This is a genomic window from Shewanella sp. (genome assembly GCF_047975355.1).
In the GTDB taxonomy this organism is placed as follows: Bacteria; Pseudomonadota; Gammaproteobacteria; order Enterobacterales; family Shewanellaceae; genus Shewanella.
Window position 1 is genome coordinate 14,635 of the sequence record NZ_JBKEDJ010000010.1, and the last position, 20,165, is coordinate 34,799.

Below are 20,165 nucleotides of genomic sequence, written 5' to 3' on the forward strand. Positions count from 1 at the left end.
ATTTATCAAACTATTAAAGCCGTTGTTCGCAAGCGGAAATAGAGTTTGTTGAAACTGAACCTAAAGCCATCTAGGTAAGTCACAGAGGCAAGGCCTAGCTTAGTTATCTGACGCCCTAATATGCTTGGGCGAAAAAGTTGCGCGGCTTAACTTGAGTTATTCGCTATACTTATTGCGCTCTTGAGCGCATAGTCTGCTACGCCATTCCGGTGGTAAATAGTGATTTCAGCTGCTTAGCCGCGCTGATGTCGAGATAAAGTGGCAAATTGCCTGCGCTTTAACGGTGCGTTTGGGTTATTTGTCTTATTGCCATAAGCGAGTCCTGAGCATAGGTCTCAAAAAATTGTTTTATAAGTGTTCAAAAATAATCCTGTGCGATATGGCCGCTCTGGAGTAGAATGTCACGCTTTTTTATGGCGACTCAACGTAGATTGCTATAACGAATATTGAAATATCCCTATTTTTGTTTGATGGTAAGAGGTTTATCCGTGCTAGAGAATTTACGTAACATCGCCATTATTGCGCACGTTGACCATGGCAAAACGACCCTGGTTGACAAGCTGCTGTCGCAATCAGGAACCCTTGCAACCCGGGGAGAAGCTACTGAGCGGGTGATGGACTCCAACGATCTTGAAAAGGAGCGTGGGATCACGATTCTGGCAAAGAATACTGCCATCAAGTGGAATGACTACCGCATTAACATCGTAGACACCCCAGGCCACGCTGACTTCGGTGGTGAGGTTGAGCGCGTACTGTCTATGGTGGACTCAGTATTACTGCTGGTTGACGCCGTTGACGGTCCAATGCCACAGACTCGCTTCGTAACCAAGAAAGCGTTCGCTCAAGGTTTAAAGCCAATCGTTGTGATCAACAAGATTGACCGTCCTGGTGCTCGTCCTGATTGGGTTATCGACCAAGTATTCGACCTGTTCGACAACTTAGGCGCGACCGACGAACAATTAGATTTCCCAATTGTTTATGCCTCGGCATTAAACGGTTTTGCAACTTTAGATCCGGATGAAGTGAGCGCAGATATGACGCCACTGTTCCAAACTATCGTTGAAAAAGTTTCTCCACCTGCAGCTGACGCTGAAGGTCCATTCCAGATGCAAATTTCTCAGCTCGATTACAACTCTTATGTGGGTGTTATCGGCGTGGGTCGCATCAAGCGTGGTAGCATCAAGGCAAACCAACAGGTGAGCGTGATCGGTGCCGACGGTAAAGTGCGTAACGGTAAAATGGGCCAAGTATTAGGTTACATGGGCTTAGATCGTACTGAAGTTGACGTTGCTAACGCTGGCGACATCGTAGCGATTACTGGTTTAGGCGAGCTGAAGATTTCTGACACTGTGTGTGCTGCTGGTAATGTTGAAGCACTGCCACCACTGTCAGTTGATGAGCCAACGCTGACCATGACTTTCCAAGTCAACACTTCACCTTTTGCGGGTAAAGAAGGTAAGTACGTGACTTCACGTAACATTCTTGAGCGTCTGCAACAGGAATTAGTGCACAACGTGGCACTGCGTGTTGAAGAAACCGACAGCCCAGACCGTTTCGCGGTATCTGGCCGTGGTGAATTACACTTATCTATCCTGATCGAAAACATGCGTCGTGAAGGTTACGAATTAGCGGTTTCTCGCCCAGAAGTTATCTTAAAAACCATCGATGGCGAACTGTGTGAGCCATACGAAACTCTGACCGTTGACGTTGAAGAAGAACATCAAGGTACAGTGATTGAGAAACTGGGTATCCGTAAAGCCGAAATGAAAGACATGCAGCTTGACGGTAAAGGTCGCGTTCGTGTTGACTTTATCATTCCAAGCCGTGGCTTAATCGGTTTCCAAACTGAGTTCTTAACTGCAACTTCAGGTACGGGTCTGATTTACCACTCATTCGATCACTACGGTCCACACAAAGGTGGCGATATCGGTCAACGCGCTAACGGCGTATTGATCTCTAACGCAACTGGTAAGGCACTGACATTCGCACTGTTCGGTCTGCAGGACCGCGGTCGTCTGTTTATTGGCCACGCTGCCGAAGTTTACGAAGGTCAAGTTGTGGGTATTCACTCACGTTCAAATGACCTGACTGTTAACTGTCTGAAAGGTAAGCAGCTGACTAACATGCGTGCTTCTGGTACTGACGAAGCTCAAGTGCTGACTACGCCAATCACCTTAACACTTGAGCAAGCGCTTGAGTTTATCGATGATGACGAATTAGTCGAAGTAACACCTAAGAGCATCCGTGTTCGTAAGAAACACTTAACTGAAAACGACCGTAAGCGCGCTAGCCGCGGCTAATGGTGGTTGTGGCCGTCAATGACGGCCACACAGTGAATAATAAAGCCCCGCTAAGGCAACTTAGCGGGGCTTTTGTTTATCTATGTAACTGAAGCCTGCACCTACTCTGTTGTTATGATGCTCTTTTTAGCGAGTGGCGCAAAATAGCGACGCCGCATATGGCACTCGATACCAACAAAATAAACTGTCGATACTGATTATCTGTGGATGTGGTTGAAGAATAGGTGGCGTCGGCAACTAAATATCCTAAATTAAATAGGGCTAGCACAATCAAAACTGGGCCGAGAATTAGGCCAAAGCAGAACCAAAAATCCCTCCGCTTATGCATATGTTTTCCTAACAGTTTGGCTGTGATTTAAGTAACTTAACAGCCTAACTCCCAGCCTTCAACCTTCAATTCGCCCTTTGCGATGCTGTTGTTGCCATTGCTTGGGGGAAAGTCCTGTCCAGGTTTTAAAGTGGCGACTAAACACGGCGACTTCGGCATAACCGAGCTGCAGTGCGAGTTCGGTGATGGTTTGAGTACCATAACTGAGTTGTTGTTGGGCGATATTTTGCCTGACATCCTGTAGCAATAAGCGATAGCTTTGCCCAGTCGCTTTTAGCCGCGTCTGTAGGGTTCGTTCGTGTAAACCCAGCGCCGTCGATACCCGTTCAATGCAGCATTCACCCGTGGGAAGCAGCCTGTGGATTAAGTCTCGAGCTTGATCTGCAAGGTTGTTTGGGTAGTGACTCTGCAAAAAATGCAGATGTGATTGGAGATGGCGGTTTAGCGCTTCTTCATCGTGATAGTTACGACCCATTAGTTGCGAGGTTTTGAGCATCACACCATCAAAGGATTCGCGAAATCGCGCTAGATGGGCAAAACGTTGCGACTCTGGTCCACTGTATTTGTTCTGGCAAAAATACAAAGGAATGTTGTTGATATTGATATTGAGTAGGCTCGAAACAAACATCGCCAGCTGTGCCACACTCATTTGCATCAGTTGCTCAATTCCTCTGGGGCTCTGGACATTGATAGATAGCACAAGACGCACTGTGTCTCCCTGCGGTTGCAGTTGCAGTGATACACCGGAGGCGTGCAGATACAGATAGTCATTCACTCTGGCAAGGGCATCGGCCACGGTGGCCGCACGTGAGACTAACATGGGTAGATCCCCGAGCACGAGCAAGGTTTGCCGTTGAGCCAGCATTAAGCCAAATAAGGGTTGTTGGCAGCGCTGGGCGGCAATTTCCAATAATTCTGCTAACCGTGGATAGGCGACATAGGTGTTGGGATCGCGAAACTGTGCCTGACGCAGCCCTGCTTGATGGATCATTTCGATGGGGTTTTCCCCCAATTCTAAGACTAATTGCTCAAATTGAGCGACAGCTCCACTTCGGACTAGGTACATGGGACGCTTAGTTCACTTTGTTATAAGACTCGTAAAATATCAAGTTTGGCTCGTAATAAGTCAAGAATATGCGCAATTAAACGTCTAAATTAACATAGTCTTAATAATTAAATTGATAAATACAAAAAGAGGACAGCTATGCGTTTACTGAATAAAACCGCTGTGGTGACGGGGGCTGCCGGGGGCATAGGGCAAGCCATCATCCGTAAACTACTCGCCGAAGGGGCTCGCGTCGTCGCCGCCGATCTATCTGCCGATGCGCTGCAAGTGTTTAATGATTTTCCTGCCGACAAGCTTTCAACCTTTAGCGTTGATGTAACCGATTACAGCCAAGTTGAAGCTATGGTTAAGCATGCGGCCAAGCAGTTTGGTCAGCTCGATATTCTGATCAATAACGCAGGTATTGGCTTGGCTAAACCACTGTTAGACCACGATCCCGTGAATGATTTTGAACCTGTCACCAATGTGAACCAAAAAGGGGTGTATCACGGCATTCTCGCCGGTGGGCGCCAATTTCAAGCCCAAGGCACTCAGGGGGTGATTTTAAATACCTCTTCTGTTTATGCGCAAATCGCCTCAGAAATGACCTTTACCTACAATGTCAGTAAAGCGGCCGTCGATATGATGACTAAGTGTGCAGCGCTTGAGTTTGCGCCGCTAGGTGTGCGGGTCTGCGCCGTCGCTCCAGGCCGTGTCGATACGCCTATGTTGCGCCAGTACGAGGCGCTGGGATTATGGGAGCACATTCGAAAAGAACAGATGCGTCAGGAATTTACTCAGCCGAATGAGATTGCCGATGTGGTGGCGTTTCTCGTCAGCGACGAAGCCAACTGCATCAATGGCTGCACAGTGAATGCTTCAGATGGTTTTGAAAACTTTAAATATCCACTGCTGGGGTAGTGGTAGCTCGACCCATAAACACTATAACAACAATGAGGAATGCAAGCATGGCTCTACCAGAAGTGATTAATCATCAAGACTTATTATTAACTCTCAACACCAACGAAGAACAGATCATCAAAGATGCCCTGCCGGGCGTTGATGTGTATCCATTATTTTTAGATCCAGAAAACGGTATTTGGGTGATCCGCGCCAAGTTTAAGCCGGGCATCACCTTGCCTAAGCATTTCCATACGGGTGTGGTGCATTTCTATACTCTAGCGGGTCGCTGGAACTATGTTGAATACCCAGACCAGCCCCAAACTGCGGGCAGTTATTTGTATGAGCCAGGCGGTTCTATCCACACTTTCCATTGCCCTGCGGATTCCGAAGGTGCCGATGGGGTGATGGTGATTACTGGGGCAAACATTAACTTTGATGATGATGGTAACTTAATGTTTATTATGGATTCAGGCTGGATTGAGCAAGCCCTGTTAGCGGCTGCAAAGGCGCAGGGGATTAAACCTCGTTACATCAAGCCCGGTGCCTTAGCGTGCATGAGCGATGCAGAATAGGAGCCCGCAATGAGCATGATGAATGCGTCAACCATGAATGCAGCCACTATGAAAGCAATAGTGATGCAGGATGGTGAAGTCAGCCTGCAACAGGTTGAACTTCCTAAGCCACAGGCGGGCCAAGTGTTAGTGCGTAGTCTCGCTTGTGGTATTTGTGGCTCGGATATTCATATCACCCGTCACTACAACGAAGTGTTCGATTTCTACCGCAAACTTGGGGTGATGCCAGAAGGCGTCGATAACCACGCTCCCGTAATGCTGGGTCATGAGTTTTGTGCCGAAATCGTCGAGTTTGGTCCACAGACACAGCAAGCCTTAGCGCTCGGCACTCGGGTGACGTCTGTGCCTATCTTAATGAGCCAAAATGGTGCGGGGGTGGGGGTGACCCCTGGGGTGAATGGGGCCTATTCTGAATATTTTATTCTCGATGAAGCCTTATTGATGCCTGTGCCTGAGCATTTACCGCCGGAGGCCGTGGCACTGACTGAACCCTTAGCTGTGGGATTGCATGCAGTAAATCGGGGTGATGTGCAGGCCGAGGATGTTGCGTTGGTGGTTGGTTGCGGTCCCATTGGTCTCGCGGTGATCTCAGCTTTACGCTTACGCGGCGTGGCTAAGATTGTGGCTGCAGATTTACAGGGCGATAAGTTGCAGTTAGCCCGTGAATTTGGCGCCACTCACACTGTTAATCCTGGTGAGCAAGACGAAGTCGCCTTCGCCGCTGAACTTGCTGCGGGTCAACGCGTGGTGATTTTCGAATGTGTGGGTATTCATAAGCTTATTGAAGGCTTTGTGCAGCGCGCACCAGCCAAAGCCACCATAGTGGTGACGGGCATCCACACTGCAAACTCTAACATCAATTACGCCTATGCCACGGTCAAAGAGTTGGATATGTGCTTCTCCTACTACTATCAGCCAGCTGAATTTGCTGCCTGTTTAGAGGAGCTAGCACAGGGGACGATTCCTTGGCGTAAGCTGCTCACGGGTAAGGTGGGGATGGATGGGGTATCGGGTGCGTTCAAACAATTAATGAAACCGAACCCACATATCAAAGTCGTTATTGAACCTTGGCGTAATGGAGAGCTAGAAACGTTCGACTAATCGCCCAATACCTCAATCAAATGAAGCCGCTAACTCGTTTAGCGGCTTTTTTGTTCATTATGGTTATTTTTGTTATCCTCGATTGGCTGATTTTTAATCCATAATGGACTCGCAAAATAGCGACTTTTGACCGATTTGGATTGTGTTTTATTGAATCTAGCCTAGGGTTAATTGTTAGGCCAATCCTTAGTGATGGCATTGTCTTTATTGCTAAATTTGTCTCTTCAGCTGTCACAAGATTGCCAATATGCTTTGGCACACTGTCAAGGCTCTAATTTCGAATAGTCGTGTGTCCCACTTGCGGTTTAAGGGCGTACGACTCCCGTTAGTGCAAGCTAAGTAAAGGAATATCCAATGGACAAGACGCAAAGCTCCCAAGGTAAATGCCCCGTGATGCATGGGGCGAATTCAGCGGTCGCCAGCAACAATATGGATTGGTGGCCTAAGGCACTTAACCTCGATATTTTGCACCAGCACGATAGGAAGACGGATCCTATGGATCCTAAGTTTAACTATCGCGATGCCTTCAACAGCTTAGATCTCGCCGCGGTAAAGCGCGACCTCAATACCTTAATGACCGACAGCCAAGATTGGTGGCCCGCCGACTGGGGACACTATGGTGGCCTGATGATCCGTATGGCGTGGCACTCGGCTGGGACCTACAGAGTCGCCGATGGCCGTGGCGGCGCGGGAACGGGTAATCAACGCTTTGCGCCACTCAATAGCTGGCCCGATAACGCCAACTTGGACAAGGCGCGTCGGTTACTCTGGCCGATTAAGAAAAAATACGGCAACAAGCTCTCGTGGGCGGATTTAATGATCCTCGCGGGTAATGTGGCCTACGAGTCTATGGGCTTAAAAACCTATGGATTCGCCGGTGGTCGAGAGGATATTTGGCACCCAGAGAAGGACATTTATTGGGGCTCTGAGAAGCAATGGCTAGCACCAACGGAAAATCCCAACAGTCGATATTCTGGCGAGCGTGACCTTGAAAACCCCTTGGCCGCGGTAATGATGGGGCTGATTTATGTGAATCCAGAAGGGGTTGATGGTAAACCCGATCCTCTGCGTACCGCTCAAGATGTGCGTGTCACCTTCGCCCGTATGGCGATGAATGATGAGGAAACCGTGGCCTTAACTGCGGGTGGCCATACTGTGGGTAAATGCCATGGTAATGGTAAGGCGCAGGATCTTGGCCCTGAACCCGAGGGTGAAGATCTCGAGGCCCAAGGTTTGGGCTGGCTCAATAAAAATGGCCTCGGTACAGGTGCTAATGCCGTGACCAGTGGCCTCGAAGGCGCTTGGACAACTCATCCCACCCAGTGGGATAACGGTTATTTTCACCTACTGTTAAATTACGATTGGGAATTGAAAAAGAGCCCTGCGGGCGCCTCACAGTGGGAACCTATTAATATCAAAGAGGAAGATAAAGTCGTCTCAGTGGGCGATCCCAATCGCAAGTTTAATCCCATCATGACGGATGCGGATATGGCGATGAAGATGGACCCTGAGTATCGCAAAATATCCGAGAAGTTTTATCAGGATCCCGCCTATTTCTCCGAAGTGTTTGCCCGCGCTTGGTTTAAGTTAACTCATCGCGATCTTGGGCCTAAGAGCCGCTATTTAGGCCCTGAAGTCCCGAGTGAAGATTTGCTTTGGCAAGACCCCATTCCACGCGTCGATTACCGTTTAGATGCCAGTGAAATTGTCGAAATTAAGGCGAAACTATTAGCCTCGGGACTCAGCGTATCCGAGTTAGTGGCAACGGCGTGGGACAGTGCTCGCACCTTCCGTGGCTCGGATTTCCGTGGTGGTGCCAACGGTGCTCGTATTCGGTTGGCGCCGCAAAAGGATTGGCAAGCCAACGAACCCGAGCGGCTGCAGAAGGTGCTCAAGGTGATGACCGAGTTACAGGCAAGCTTAAGTAAAAAAGTCAGCATTGCCGATTTAATCGTACTGGGTGGTGCAGCAGCGGTTGAAAAGGCCGCTCAGGATGCGGGAGTGAAAGTGACAGTGCCCTTTATCCCCGGCCGTGGCGATGCAACGCAGGAAATGACCGATGTGGAATCCTTTGCCGTGCTTGAGCCCTTGCACGATGCCTATCGTAACTGGCAGAAAAAGGATTATGTGGTTCAGCCCGAGGAGATGATGCTCGATCGTACTCAATTGATGGGGTTAACCGCCCATGAGATGACAGTGCTAGTTGGCGGAATGCGGGTGTTAGGCACTAACTATGGCGGCACGCATCATGGCGTGTTTACTGACAAAGTGGGTGTGTTAACTAATGATTTCTTTGTGAATCTCACCGATATGGCCTACAACTGGAAGCCTGCGGGCACCAATCTTTATCAGATAGTCGAGCGCAAAACTGGCGCAGTGAAGTGGACGGCTACCCGCGTCGATCTGGTGTTTGGCTCTAACTCGATTTTGCGTGCCTATGCCGAGGTGTATGCGCAGGATGATGCCAAAGAGAAGTTTGTGCATGACTTTGTGGCCGCTTGGACTAAGGTGATGAATGCCGATAGGTTCGATCTAGTTTAGTCACAGGCATTTAAACTTATCGTGAATAAAAAAGTGCAGCTTAGGCTGCACCTTTTTATGTCTACTTACCAACAAATCAGAGAATTAATGACCCACGCGGTCAATCACTTGGATAAGCTCCATGCGGATACTGTCTGGTGTTTGGCTATGCCAGAACCCGGCTAAATAGGCGCCCAGCGGCAGAGCAAAGAGTGCCAATAATAACAAAACTAACAATCCCTTATGGCTAACTCTGTGGCCCGACTTAAGGCCAAAACCGAGCGCCGCCGATTTAGGGCAAGCGGCCACACAGCGCATACAGGCTTGGCATTCGTCGCTGCGCACCGTGGTTTTGGTGTGCACTATGATGTTGGCTGGGCAGGCGCGGGTACATTTGTCGCACTTCATGCCCTTGGCTTCAATCAGACAATGCTGAGTATCACGACGGATCTTGAGTGGGCTGGCAAAACTTAACAGTCCGAGCATGGCGCCATAGGGACACAAGTAGCGGCAAAATCCTTGGCGACGCCACGCAGCTAAGGCGAGGATTAGCGCAAAGCAGGCTAAGGTAATGAGCCCTGGCGTGACAAAAAACAGCGCCATCTTAAGGTCGGCAATCTTGTGGTAATTGCCTTGCAGATAATAGGGTATCGACTCGCTGGGCATACCTATGATGATGTAAAAAAGCGCCAGCAGTAATAAATACTTCAGCATTCGCAGTGGCCAGTCTAACCATGCGGGTGGCGCCAGTTCGGCCTTGATAAAGCGCTTGCGTAAGGCGTAGAGGTATTCGCCAGCAAGCCCTAATGGACAGGCCCAGCCACAAAAGGCGCGTTTGCAGAGTAAACCCGTGAGTAGCACGGCGGCGAGCATTACGGCCGCGGCGGGATGGGTTTGGTCCCACAGGTTGAGCGTCACTATGGCTTTTAATTCAATCCCACCGGCGATGGGCAAGAAGGCATCGACGACATCGGGGCGCATCAACCAAGGTGTAATGCCTTGTTTTAGCTGGATGGCATTGATGCAGTATTGGATGGCAACTAAAAACAGTGAGAGCGCGAGCATTTGTTGGCAGCCTTCGCGCAGAGTGTTGATTTTTATCTCGCCCTTCAATTCCGCAGGGGCAAACTTGTTGGCAATAAGCGAAAGCGGCAAGGCAATGGCTAGGGCGAGCGCCAAGGGCCAGTAGAGGCTAATCGCCACAGCGCCGAGACTTAAGAGTAAAGTAGTCACAGCCCCCCATTTTTTACCGCTCCAATAGCTTAAGGATGCGATATACATCAGGGCCAGCATCAGGGTAAGGGATTCAATAAAAGTCATGTTAATACTGCAAATAGAATACACGTATCCCATCTGAACCTAGTTTGTGGGATAAGTTTTTGAGTCTTAAACGAAATTGTGCGACAGATCCGATATTTACAGTATGCCGTGATAAAAGCGAGTGATAGCTCACAAAGCCGAAAGTTAACCCTATAGACCGAGTGAGAGTTGTAGAGTAGGTAATGCCGCAGGCCCTAGGCTTACCGAGTTAGTTTATGCCTTCTTGTATATCTAATAGATTGATTTCGCTGGATTGAACATTGTTGCGCCCCTTATGTTTAGCACTATAAAGGGCATCGTCCGCGAGCTTGATGGCATGCTCTAGGGGATGGGCAAAATCAACGGCCGCCACCCCAAGACTTAGGGTGACAGTAAACACTTCTTGCGTCTCGGCCATAAAGCTTAACTCGGCGACGGCGCTGCGAATGCGTTCGGCGCATTGGTGTGCCTCGGTGAGGGAAAGGTTATGCAGCAGCATGATAAATTCCTCTCCGCCGTAGCGCGCCACAAGGTCGCACTTACGCGCATGCTGTTTGAGAGTGGTCGCAATATCGATAATGACCCGATCGCCCATCAAGTGACCATATTTGTCGTTGACCCGTTTGAATAAGTCTATATCACAGATGATCACCGCCATCGGCTGTTGTGCGATACTGGCCTGCATGTAGACCCGCTGCGCTTCCTTATGGAAATGGCCACGGTTAAATAACTGGGTGAGTGAATCTGTTGCCGCTTGATATTTAAGTTCTTCCTGCGAGGCTTTGATTTCTTCGAGCAAACGAATGCGGTAGGCAATGATGAGGGCAAGCACTAGAGCCTCCAGCATAATGCCTACGCCGACACCGTGACTGGATAAATAATTAAACTCGGCGCGCCCTTTGTAAAACATCACAGCAAGGCCGCTAAAGGCGACGAAAAGACTATGGCCGAGGAGAAAATATTTAGCGATGGGATGCCGTTTTATCACCAGAGAAATGGTGACTGAGAGGGTGGTTAACATCATCAAGGCAGCTAAGCTGCTGGAGTAACGCAGGGCGCCGGTGATATCGACCACGCCATAACAAAACTCAGCCACTAAGAGGGCGAGCACAAAGACGAGGGCGTAATGCTCAAACCGATAATGTTGCCGAGTCTCGAAAATATCCATCATAAACAAAATCAAAAAGATGGGCATGGTCATCAGGGTGAGGTGCCAATACAGGCTGGCCGAGCCGTAAAACTCGAATATCTCGGCGACCAATCCGTAGGAGAGAGCAATCCAGATCCCGCCCGAGATTAAGTAACAGGCGTAAAACAGATTATCCCGCTGGCGAGAATACATAAATAACAATAAGTTATAGATAATCAGTGCTAGCAGCATGCCTACCATAACTGCAATATCGGTAAAACTCCCGAGCAACGCCCGCTGTGATTGTTCCTTGTCGTATAAATCGATTGAAAACCACTGGTGAGAAAAGGATACGCTTTCAACGTATAAGGTTTTCCGTTGTTGCGGTGCGAGTGTGACCTCAAATACCGCCGCACCGCCATAGATCCAGCCATAGGTGCTAGGGTCATCGAGGTCGAGTATTCGGCGCTGTGTCTCTTGCCCATCGACTATTTCGTAGAGACCAACTTGGCGGTTATGATAGGCGTAAGGATGGTGCAGATACAGGATTTGTAACTTATCGCTGGTATTCACTAGGGGGATCTTGGCCCAGGTTTTAATGGCAGCTGTGCCGAGTGATACGCTATTGGGTGAGTCAATAAAGGTCTGTTGAATCACTTCGGTAAAGGGCATGTTCTCTGAAGTATCGATAAAATAGCCCATACGAAACGTTGTAAGACTTGCGGTATTTTCCTGCCATGCAATTTCGGCCTGCGCCGCTTTGGCCGTGAATGTCACCCAGGTGAGCAGCAAGGCTCCCAATGTGATTAAACCCATCCATGTCGCACGGCCCATACAGATTCTCTTTGTTAACGTTGAGCTAACAAGTATGCCATAAAGTATCAATAGCGTGCTGAAAATGAAAAAAAATCAGAGATGACAAAGCTATCCCTTTGAGCTGGATAATATCTGATTAGGTTTGATTGCTGCGGGAAAGGAAGCGGTAAATTGAAAGCGTGTGAAAAGGTCTGTAGATCATATTAACCTTGTCAGCCCTTGGTTGAGCTAACAAGGTATATACGAGGCGAGCGTTAGCCTTTAGAGTTTTCGAGGGCCTCGATAAACTTGGTCGACTCGTTGATCGATTTATTCATCTCTTTGATTAGGCCGGAAATATCCGTCTGTAGACTGGCAAATTCTCCTTTAATTGCGCCAATCGCTTGAGCATTCAAGTTATGCTTTAAATACAGCATATTGTCTTTCATGGCGGTGAGAATTGGCGGCATCTTAGATTCGGCGCGGCGCATGGTTTTCATCAATTGCTCGTAGGAACGGCGAGTTTCCTTGAGCTTAGTTTCGCTGTTGCGACGCAGGCTAGCTTTACTGATCTCACCGATTTCGGCTTGCCACTCATCGAATAACGCCTCGGCAACATCTTCGACTTTATTGATACGATTGCTCACATCATCGGCGGCGCTTTGGGCAGATTCGTATTCATCTTTGGCCTTGTTATATGCCTTTTCGAGATTGCCACCATTGTGGTTGAGTAGGGCTTGCATCTCCTCGAGTGCCGAGCTGAACTCTTTTTGGGCATCCTCTTGGGATTCTTTGGCGGCCTTCACTCTGTCGACCATAATGTCGCGCTTGTGGTAGCCAACTTTTTCCATGGCGCCGTAATAGGCACTCTGGCAGCCCGTCAGCAATAGTGTTGCCGCCATCAGGCTAGAGGTGATCAATCTTTTCATTGGGTATTCCGTCACTGAGTCAGATGAAGTTAGTCGGCCTTAAAGCGCGCCGCATCGATGATGCTCCAGAGGTGAAAGATAGCACCTATTACTGCTGGAACAACTAACCACCAAAGAGCATAGCCAACCACAGTGACCACGAAAAACAGCAATGCAGCCAAAATTCGTCCCTGTACCAGTTGACCTAGGCCGGGAAAAAACAGACTAGCGATAGCGGCGATAACATTGCCCGCAGATCCTTGTTGTGACATCAATTCACTCCTTAGACTTGTAAATTAAGTGTTTATTGTACGAAGATAACGAGTCAATACCAACAGAATCAAGAGAAACCCGTGACTAAGAAGATAGAACTGGCACAAATTCAAGTCTTATTCCTCGGGATCTGGCGCTTCCTGCTGCATTTACGCCAGCGTTTAGTGGAAGATCAAATCAACATCCGTGCGGGTCACTTGGCCTATGTCACCCTCTTATCCCTTGTGCCTATGGTCGCCGTGACTATGTCCATGCTTTCGGCTTTCCCTGTGTTTAAGGGGATCCGTGGTCAAATTGAAGCCTTCGTTTACGAGAATTTTCTGCCCGCGGCGGGCGATACGGTACAAGTCTATATTAATGAATTTGTTGGCAATGCCTCTAAGGGCACGGCAGTGGGGATCGCGGCTCTCGTGGTGGTAGCGATTATGCTGATCTCCGCCATCGATAAATCGCTGAATAATATTTGGCGCACTAAGGAAAAACGTTCGGTGGTCGTGGCCTTTTCCATGTATTGGATGGTGATTACCTTAGGCCCAGTGCTGGTGGGCGCGAGCCTAGTCGCGACCTCTTATGTAGTGTCATTAAAACTGTTTGAGGGCGATACCCTATCCGGTGTGATGCCGTTATTTATCGAGCGTTTGCCCATGTTGTTTTCGGTGGCGGCATTCTTACTGCTCTATATGGTGGTGCCAAATCAAAAGGTGAAGTTTTGGCACGCGCTATTGGGTGCTGTCGTGGCGGCCTTGCTATTCGAGTTGGGGAAAAAGGGCTTTGCGCTGTATGTGACTAAATTCCCTAGCTATGAGGCCATTTACGGCGCATTGGCGACCATTCCTATCCTGTTTGTTTGGGTATATTTATCTTGGATGATAGTGTTGCTGGGCGCCGAAATTACCGCCGCTATGCCTGAGTATTTGGACTATGAGTCCAGCAGCGATATTAATGAAACCAATCTAGATGGTCAGCCTCTTGCAACGCAGGATGCGGCCGCCGCGCAGCCCGAAACCACATTCGCTCAGTCAAGCCAAGTGATTGAAGCGACAGATGAACTTGCTGCAAACGCACCGCAATCGACTACACTGGATAAGCAGTAGCTAAGTTACCATTCACCAATACGTTCAACGAGCCTTATCCCGCTTATGATCACTGACGCCCATCATCTTGCTCCTTTTATCCGCCGTGATTGGCTGATGATGGGCAATGGGCAGCAGTTGCACCTTGCCCAATATGGTAATCCACAGGGGATGCCACTGCTTTATTTGCATGGCGGCCCTGGGGCGGGAACTTCGGTCAGTGAACTGAGTCTATTTAACCCCGAGCATTACTGGATTTTACTGTTGGATCAACGTGGCGCAGGGCAATCTCTGCCTGCTGGTGAGTTGGAACATAATCATTTAAATGGGCTTATCTGCGATATTGAGGCGATTCGTATTCATTTAGGCATAGAGCGTTGGTGCTTAGCGGGTGGCTCATTTGGCGCCACCTTAGCCTTAATTTACAGTGGTTTATTTCCGCAGCGAGTGATAGCTCAAGTGTTATGGGCGCTGTTTATTCCCTCTAAAGCTGGGATTGAATGGCTCTATGCACCATCGGGGGCGGCGCAGTTATATCCGCAGGCTTACCGTGAATTTGCTGCGCCCTCTATTGGATTGGCGGATTTATTTACGCACTATCAGTTAGGATTTAACGCCCAAGATGAAGAAACTTGCCACGAATTTGCTCGCCGTTGGATCCAATGGGAGTTAACTTTAGCAGGGGCGCCAACGGGCTTGCCCAAGCGGCTTACAGCACCTCTACTGGCCTTAGCTCAGATAGAACTGCACTATGCACAGAATGATTATTTCAATATGTTCAGAGTATTACAACGGGTGACATCTCAAGTCACAGCGCGTACTCTGCTATTACAAGGCACGCAGGATGCCGTCTGTCCGGCACGCTTATTAGCCGCCTTCTTGGCAAAAATCGGCAATCATAGGATAGAAATCCACAGTATTGTCGATGGTGGGCATTCGCAGAATAGTGAAATACTCTCACTTGCCGTCACACTCGAAATCCAAGCCATGTGGACTTGGATAAAGCGATTGGAGCTAGCATGAAATTAGCCGTTATTATTGCCGCCATTTTAGGATTAACTGCCTGCGCGGCCACCTCATCCCCTCAAAAATCTGAGGGCGATTTATCTACACAGTCATCTCCGGTTGTCGAATCGACCGAGGCGCACGCTCCCGTGGCGCCTAAAGTGGTGCAATTGGCCGGAATGACCAACGAGGCCGCCGCCGATACCTTGTATCAGGCCTTAATCAATGCAAACTATTTGGCGACCAAAGTCGGAGCGGATAAGGTTGCGGTACAGTTCGGCAACAATGACTTTATGCTCGAACCCAGTATGAATGCCGCGGGGATTGACCGTATCCTGATGAACCGTTTTTATGCGGTGCATCCGCAGTTGCAGGCCAATCCTGAGCTACCCGCTGTGATTGGCGAGCTGAATGCCAAGTTAAACTTCGCTAAATTTGTGCTGCGTGACCAAGGGGCAGTGATCCAAATCCAAGGTACAGTGACCTTTGCCGATAAGGTCGAAATCGAGGAGCTGCGCCGCTTTATGATATGGACCGATGGCGGCTTGGCACAAATCGCCCTGTCACTGCCCGAAGGCGTGCAGCAGTATCTGCGTCCTATCCCCTTGATGCCCGTTGTTAAGTCTTAATCTGAAGGAAAAGTTGTGATCGCCTTAATTCAAAGAGTGAGCCGCGCCAGCGTGGTGGTGGACAATCAAACCATAGCTGCAATCGATAAGGGTTTGTTAGTCTTGCTCGGGGTTGAGCGGGAAGATAACCGCGGAAAAATGGAAAAGTTAGCCACTAAGGTAATGAGTTATCGGGTGTTTTCCGATGAAAACGGCAAGATGAATCTCAATTTAACTCAGGCGGGTGGCTCACTTTTAGTGGTCTCTCAATTTACCTTAGCCGCTGATACTGGCCGTGGCCTGAGACCCAGTTTTTCGGGTGCGGGCACTCCAGAGCAAGCGCTTGGCCTGTATGAAGAATTCGTTGCCTTTTGCCGCGCGCAGGGTGTTACCACAGAAATGGGGCAATTTGGTGCCGATATGAAGGTCGAACTGGTCAACGATGGTCCAGTGACCTTCAATTTGCAGGTGTAACCCACAGGAAAATGTGTCAATGGTAGTAAGGACATGCACATGGATGAATTATTAAACCAATTGCGCCAGACCTGGCACAGTACCATTCCCGTTAGTGAATTTATGCAGATAACGCCAGTCTCCTTTGTCGAAGGGGAGCTGCGCGTGAGTGCGCCACTGGCACCGAATATCAATCTGCATTACACCATGTTTGCGGGCAGCATTTATACCATTATGACGCTCACTGGCTGGGGTATGGTGTGGTTGCAACAGCAGCTTCAAGGTGTGGATGGTGACATAGTGCTAGCCGATGCCCATATCCGCTATATGGCGCCAGTGACTTGTGCGCCTGAGGTTAAAGTGTGTTGGCCTGATACGGATTTAAGCCCGCTGCAACGGGGGCGAAAAGCCAAGGCAAAGCTTGAGGTTCAACTCTTTTGCGAAGGAAAACTCTGCGCCCAGTTCGATGGCTTGTATGTTAGTGTGCCTAAAATGTAAAATCTTTCTAAAAAATCGAATTTAATCTCATATTTTATCCGCTTTTTTTCTCTTTTATGGGCTAATAAACTAAGCCCATAGAGTCGAGAGCGAGCTGAAAGACTCTCAAGAATTTCAATTTTCGGAGCAGATTATGTCTAAAGTCCTAGTATTAAAATCCAGTATTCTTGGCGGTTATTCACAATCTGCCTTGTTAGTTGACCACTTAATCGGTAAATGGGAAGACCAAGGCGCGACCATCACGGTTCGCGATCTGGCCGGTAAAGATGTACTGCCAATGGTTGATGGTGAAATTGCTTCAGGTCTACGTGGCGGCGACGATTTAACCGCGCGTCAGCAAGAGATGCTTGACCTGTCTAACGCCTTAGTTGAAGAGTTAAAAGCGAACGACACTATCGTGATCACCGCGCCTATGTACAACTTCAACATTCCAACCCAGCTGAAAAACTGGATTGATTTTGTGGCCCGTGCAGGTGTGACTTTCACTTATACCGAAAACGGTCCTAAAGGCTTAGTGGAAGGTAAACGCGCCGTGTTGATCACCACCCGTGGTGGCGCCCATAAAGATGGTCCAACGGATCACATTGTGCCTTTCTTAAAGACTTTCCTCGGCTTTATCGGTATCACCGACGTGGAAGTGGTTTATGGCGAAGCGCTGAACATGGGCCCAGAAGCCAACCAAAAAGGTATCAGCGAAGCGAAACAAAGCCTCGATGCGTTAACCGTTTAATCGTAAAGATAATAAAAAATGCCAGCGTAAATGCTGGCATTTTTGTTTCTGCAGCAAGCGATTATTCGCACAGCTTGCAGCCAAGAGACATAGCGCTGGTTTCGATATAGCGCACCTTAGTGCTGGCTTGGCCGCGGTTGCGGCTCACGCTGTAGCGGGTTTCGCGAACCACTTTGGACTGCGTCGGTTGTTCGCCGCTAGGTGGGCGTGGGCACTTTGTTGTCATCTGCACCTCCTCACGCATAGTTGGTTTGCTTGGCTTAGGCCTTAACTTGGCTGGCAGCACAGTAAATCTTTTAGCGAGCCACCGTTGACCACACATTCAAAACCATTGGCCCTTAAAATATCGCAGCCCTTTTGGGCACGAATGCCTGCGCCGCAGTAAAGCACAAAGGGATGCTGTTTATTTTCAACCTGATGTAACCATTGGTCTAGCGCAGGCAGCGGCACGTTGATGGCCTGAGGCAAATGACCCGAGGCAAACTCCTCCGGTGAGCGCACGTCGATAACGCGCGCACCTTGATCAATCAATTGCCAACATTTTTCACCGTTGCTGCTACCAGATAATTTAGCCAGTAAAGATTGAAACATAGCTTTGCCTCTATGATTAGAAAATTTTAAATAAGTTTATTCTAATGAACTGGCGGGCGCAAGCGGCAATCTGTTGGGCACTTGGCTTGTCGGCGTTACTCGGAGGCTGGCGCTGCTCTGTGGTAGTGGATTAGATCATGAAATACTACGTGGTGATCGCTTAAGTTGCGGTAACCATGGGGTTTATCGGCGGCAAAGCGCACGGCTTCGCCCTGCTGTAATGGCTGCCACTGGCCATCGACTAACACTTCCATAGTACCGCTCAGCACGATCACATGCTCGGTCACTCCCGCCTCATGGGGCTCGGAGAGGCGCTCATAGTGCGGCAATAGGGTGAGTTCAAACATCTCAAAACCAAAACGTGGCTCAAAGGGAAATAGCGACGCCACTAACATGCCGTCGGTCGCTGGCTTTTGGCGTAATGCATCGGCGTTACGAAAGACGGCACCTTGGCTCTCGGGTGTCGGTTCCAGAAAGGTCGAGAGTGAGGTATTAAAACCGCTGGCAATTTTCCACAGGGTAGCAATGGTGGGGCTGGATTCGCCGCGCTCAATCTGGCCTATCATGGCCTTGCTTACGCCTGTCTCGAGTGCCGCTTTATCTAAGCTCCAACCCTTTTGGCTGCGCAGTTGTTTTAGGGCCGCGGCAAGATAACTGTTGATGGTCTGCATTAGGTTCTGACGCTTAAAAAATTATTTGTACGTTATAACGCACAAGTGCTATCTTGTCCATCTTGTGCGTTATAGCGCACAAGGAGTGGTTCGATGATCAAGACAAAGGTAGGCGGAGGAGTAGGGATGATGTGGCGCGAGGCTTTGGGACTATCAAAAATATCGGCGGGCTTTATTGCCGTGCTGGTAGGCTACAGCAGTTCTGCGGTGATTATCCTGCAGGCGGCGGACGCTGTGGGCGCGACATCGGCACAGATGAGTTCATGGTTGTGGGCCTTAGGTGTCGGCATGGGGGTCACCAGTATTGGTCTATCTCTCTACTATAAAAATCCGGTGCTTACGGCATGGTCGACCCCCGGAGCGGCGCTGATGGTCAGCAGCCTTGCGGGATTGAGTATCCACGAAGCCGTAGGTGCCTTTCTTATTAGCTCTTTGTTGATCACCCTCTGCGGCTTGGCAGGCTGGATGGATAAGCTTATTCGTATCATGCCACCGTCAGTGGCGGCGGCCATGTTAGCGGGGATTTTATTGCAGTTTGGCTTAGGGCTGTTTCAAGCCATGCAGACTCAGCTGAGTCTAATCCTCTTGATGTTATTGGTATTTGTTGTGCTTAAACCCTGGGCGCCGCGCTACATTATGTTACTCACCCTCGTTGCGGGGATAGGGATGAGTTATCAATTGAATTTATTGCAACTAGATAAGCTTGAGCTGCAATTCGCCGCCCCCGTATGGATAGCGCCTACGTTTTCTATCGCCAGCGTGGTGGGCGTGGCGCTGCCCTTATTTGTGGTGACTATGGCTTCGCAGAATATGCCTGGAGTGGCCGCGCTTCACGGCCATGGTTATCGTCCGCCTATCTCGCCATTAATTACCGTGACGGGTCTGATGGGCGTATTGTTTGCACCCTTTGGCGGCTTTGCTTTTAATCTCTCGGCGATTACGGCGGCGATTTGTATGGGAAAAGAGGCGGACCCTAACCCCGCAACTCGTTATTGGGCGGCGGTGTGGGGCGGAGTCTTTTATTTGATAACAGGTCTACTCGGCGCAACTGTGGTGGGGCTCTTCGCCGCATTTCCGAAGGAATTGGTGCTCGCGATTGCAGGATTAGCGCTGCTTGGCACCATAGGTAACAGTCTGACCGCTGCGCTCGCGGATAACGACGAGCGAGAGGTGGCTGTGATTACGTTTCTCGTCACCGCCTCAGGCGTGAGTATATTGGGGATCGGCAGCGCCTTCTGGGGATTATTACTCGGATTTTTAATGCATTACTGGCACAAGCATCGCGCCTTAACCACAGCTAAACAGGCAAAAGCTTAGCCGTGGTCAGGTCTAGACTGCGTGTCGCCATGTAAGTGGATTGATG

20 protein-coding genes are annotated in these 20,165 nt (G+C 49.3%); 12 read left to right on the forward strand and 8 right to left on the reverse strand.

The window, feature by feature from the left end:
* The first annotated feature begins 488 nt into the window (after positions 1–488).
* Positions 489–2,300: a translational GTPase TypA gene (gene typA / locus ACK5NH_RS04450; protein ID WP_416917974.1), complete on the forward strand. Its 1,812-nt coding sequence runs from the start codon at positions 489–491 to the stop codon at positions 2,298–2,300.
* A 386-nt stretch (positions 2,301–2,686) separates the two neighbouring features.
* Here the strand turns inward: typA and ACK5NH_RS04455 are convergent, their stop codons facing one another.
* Positions 2,687–3,694: a helix-turn-helix domain-containing protein gene (locus ACK5NH_RS04455; RefSeq protein WP_416917975.1), complete on the reverse strand. Its 1,008-nt coding sequence runs from the start codon at positions 3,692–3,694 to the stop codon at positions 2,687–2,689.
* A 138-nt stretch (positions 3,695–3,832) separates the two neighbouring features.
* On the opposite strand from ACK5NH_RS04455, the gene ACK5NH_RS04460 reads away from it, so the two are divergent.
* The 4 genes from ACK5NH_RS04460 (at position 3,833) to katG (ending at position 8,790) form a co-directional block, all read left to right on the forward strand.
* Entirely contained in the window at positions 3,833–4,594 is a 762-nt protein-coding gene (locus ACK5NH_RS04460) for an SDR family NAD(P)-dependent oxidoreductase (protein ID WP_416917976.1), read from the forward strand.
* 47 nt (positions 4,595–4,641) lie between these two features.
* Positions 4,642–5,148 (forward strand): 2,4'-dihydroxyacetophenone dioxygenase family protein, encoded by a 507-nt coding sequence (locus ACK5NH_RS04465; RefSeq protein WP_416917977.1) that lies wholly within the window; start codon positions 4,642–4,644, stop codon positions 5,146–5,148.
* A 9-nt stretch (positions 5,149–5,157) separates the two neighbouring features.
* Positions 5,158–6,249 carry a zinc-binding dehydrogenase gene (locus ACK5NH_RS04470; protein ID WP_416917978.1) on the forward strand — a complete coding sequence of 364 codons (1,092 nt, stop codon included), beginning with the start codon at positions 5,158–5,160 and terminating at the stop codon, positions 6,247–6,249.
* A 354-nt stretch (positions 6,250–6,603) separates the two neighbouring features.
* A complete protein-coding gene (gene katG, locus ACK5NH_RS04475) occupies positions 6,604–8,790 on the forward strand; it encodes a catalase/peroxidase HPI (protein WP_416917979.1) in 2,187 nt (728 codons plus the stop codon).
* An 84-nt stretch (positions 8,791–8,874) separates the two neighbouring features.
* Here katG and ACK5NH_RS04480 read toward each other — a convergent pair whose 3' ends face one another.
* From ACK5NH_RS04480 to ACK5NH_RS04495, 4 genes are all read right to left on the reverse strand, one after another.
* Positions 8,875–10,089: a 4Fe-4S binding protein gene (locus ACK5NH_RS04480; RefSeq protein WP_416917980.1), complete on the reverse strand. Its 1,215-nt coding sequence runs from the start codon at positions 10,087–10,089 to the stop codon at positions 8,875–8,877.
* A 208-nt stretch (positions 10,090–10,297) separates the two neighbouring features.
* Complete coding sequence (locus tag ACK5NH_RS04485) at positions 10,298–12,031, reverse strand: diguanylate cyclase (RefSeq protein ID WP_416917981.1); 1,734 nt, start codon at positions 12,029–12,031, stop codon at positions 10,298–10,300.
* A 236-nt stretch (positions 12,032–12,267) separates the two neighbouring features.
* Complete coding sequence (locus ACK5NH_RS04490) at positions 12,268–12,921, reverse strand: DUF2959 domain-containing protein (protein ID WP_416917982.1); 654 nt, start codon at positions 12,919–12,921, stop codon at positions 12,268–12,270.
* 29 nt (positions 12,922–12,950) lie between these two features.
* Positions 12,951–13,172 (reverse strand): hypothetical protein, encoded by a 222-nt coding sequence (locus tag ACK5NH_RS04495; RefSeq protein ID WP_011627464.1) that lies wholly within the window; start codon positions 13,170–13,172, stop codon positions 12,951–12,953.
* An 81-nt stretch (positions 13,173–13,253) separates the two neighbouring features.
* Here ACK5NH_RS04495 and ACK5NH_RS04500 point away from each other — a divergent pair, with 81 nt between their 5' ends.
* The 6 genes from ACK5NH_RS04500 to azoR all read left to right on the forward strand — a co-directional run bounded on the left by ACK5NH_RS04500 (position 13,254) and on the right by azoR (position 17,540).
* A complete protein-coding gene (locus ACK5NH_RS04500; RefSeq protein ID WP_416917983.1) occupies positions 13,254–14,267 on the forward strand; it encodes a virulence factor BrkB family protein in 1,014 nt (337 codons plus the stop codon).
* 45 nt (positions 14,268–14,312) lie between these two features.
* A complete protein-coding gene (locus ACK5NH_RS04505; RefSeq protein WP_416917984.1) occupies positions 14,313–15,269 on the forward strand; it encodes an alpha/beta fold hydrolase in 957 nt (318 codons plus the stop codon).
* A complete protein-coding gene (locus tag ACK5NH_RS04510) occupies positions 15,266–15,880 on the forward strand; it encodes a hypothetical protein (RefSeq protein ID WP_416917985.1) in 615 nt (204 codons plus the stop codon). The genes ACK5NH_RS04505 and ACK5NH_RS04510 overlap by 4 nt, the downstream gene beginning before the upstream one ends.
* A 15-nt stretch (positions 15,881–15,895) precedes the next feature.
* On the forward strand, positions 15,896–16,333 hold the full coding sequence (gene dtd, locus ACK5NH_RS04515) for a D-aminoacyl-tRNA deacylase (protein WP_416917986.1): 438 nt from the start codon (positions 15,896–15,898) through the stop codon (positions 16,331–16,333).
* A 39-nt stretch (positions 16,334–16,372) separates the two neighbouring features.
* Entirely contained in the window at positions 16,373–16,810 is a 438-nt protein-coding gene (locus tag ACK5NH_RS04520) for a thioesterase domain-containing protein (protein ID WP_416917987.1), read from the forward strand.
* A 133-nt stretch (positions 16,811–16,943) separates the two neighbouring features.
* Positions 16,944–17,540 carry an FMN-dependent NADH-azoreductase gene (gene azoR, locus ACK5NH_RS04525; protein ID WP_011621127.1) on the forward strand — a complete coding sequence of 199 codons (597 nt, stop codon included), beginning with the start codon at positions 16,944–16,946 and terminating at the stop codon, positions 17,538–17,540.
* Between the two features lie 61 nt (positions 17,541–17,601).
* Here azoR and ACK5NH_RS04530 read toward each other — a convergent pair whose 3' ends face one another.
* From ACK5NH_RS04530 to ACK5NH_RS04540, 3 genes are all read right to left on the reverse strand, one after another.
* Positions 17,602–17,766: a hypothetical protein gene (locus ACK5NH_RS04530; RefSeq protein WP_416917988.1), complete on the reverse strand. Its 165-nt coding sequence runs from the start codon at positions 17,764–17,766 to the stop codon at positions 17,602–17,604.
* Between the two features lie 41 nt (positions 17,767–17,807).
* On the reverse strand, positions 17,808–18,131 hold the full coding sequence (locus ACK5NH_RS04535; RefSeq protein WP_416917989.1) for a rhodanese-like domain-containing protein: 324 nt from the start codon (positions 18,129–18,131) through the stop codon (positions 17,808–17,810).
* Positions 18,132–18,226: 95 nt separating this feature from the next.
* Positions 18,227–18,802, reverse strand: coding sequence for a helix-turn-helix domain-containing protein (locus ACK5NH_RS04540; protein ID WP_416917990.1), 576 nt, complete (start codon positions 18,800–18,802; stop codon positions 18,227–18,229).
* Between the two features lie 129 nt (positions 18,803–18,931).
* Between ACK5NH_RS04540 and ACK5NH_RS04545 the strand changes: the two genes are divergently transcribed.
* Positions 18,932–20,119 carry a benzoate/H(+) symporter BenE family transporter gene (locus ACK5NH_RS04545; RefSeq protein ID WP_416918024.1) on the forward strand — a complete coding sequence of 396 codons (1,188 nt, stop codon included), beginning with the start codon at positions 18,932–18,934 and terminating at the stop codon, positions 20,117–20,119.
* Positions 20,120–20,165: the final 46 nt, after the last annotated feature.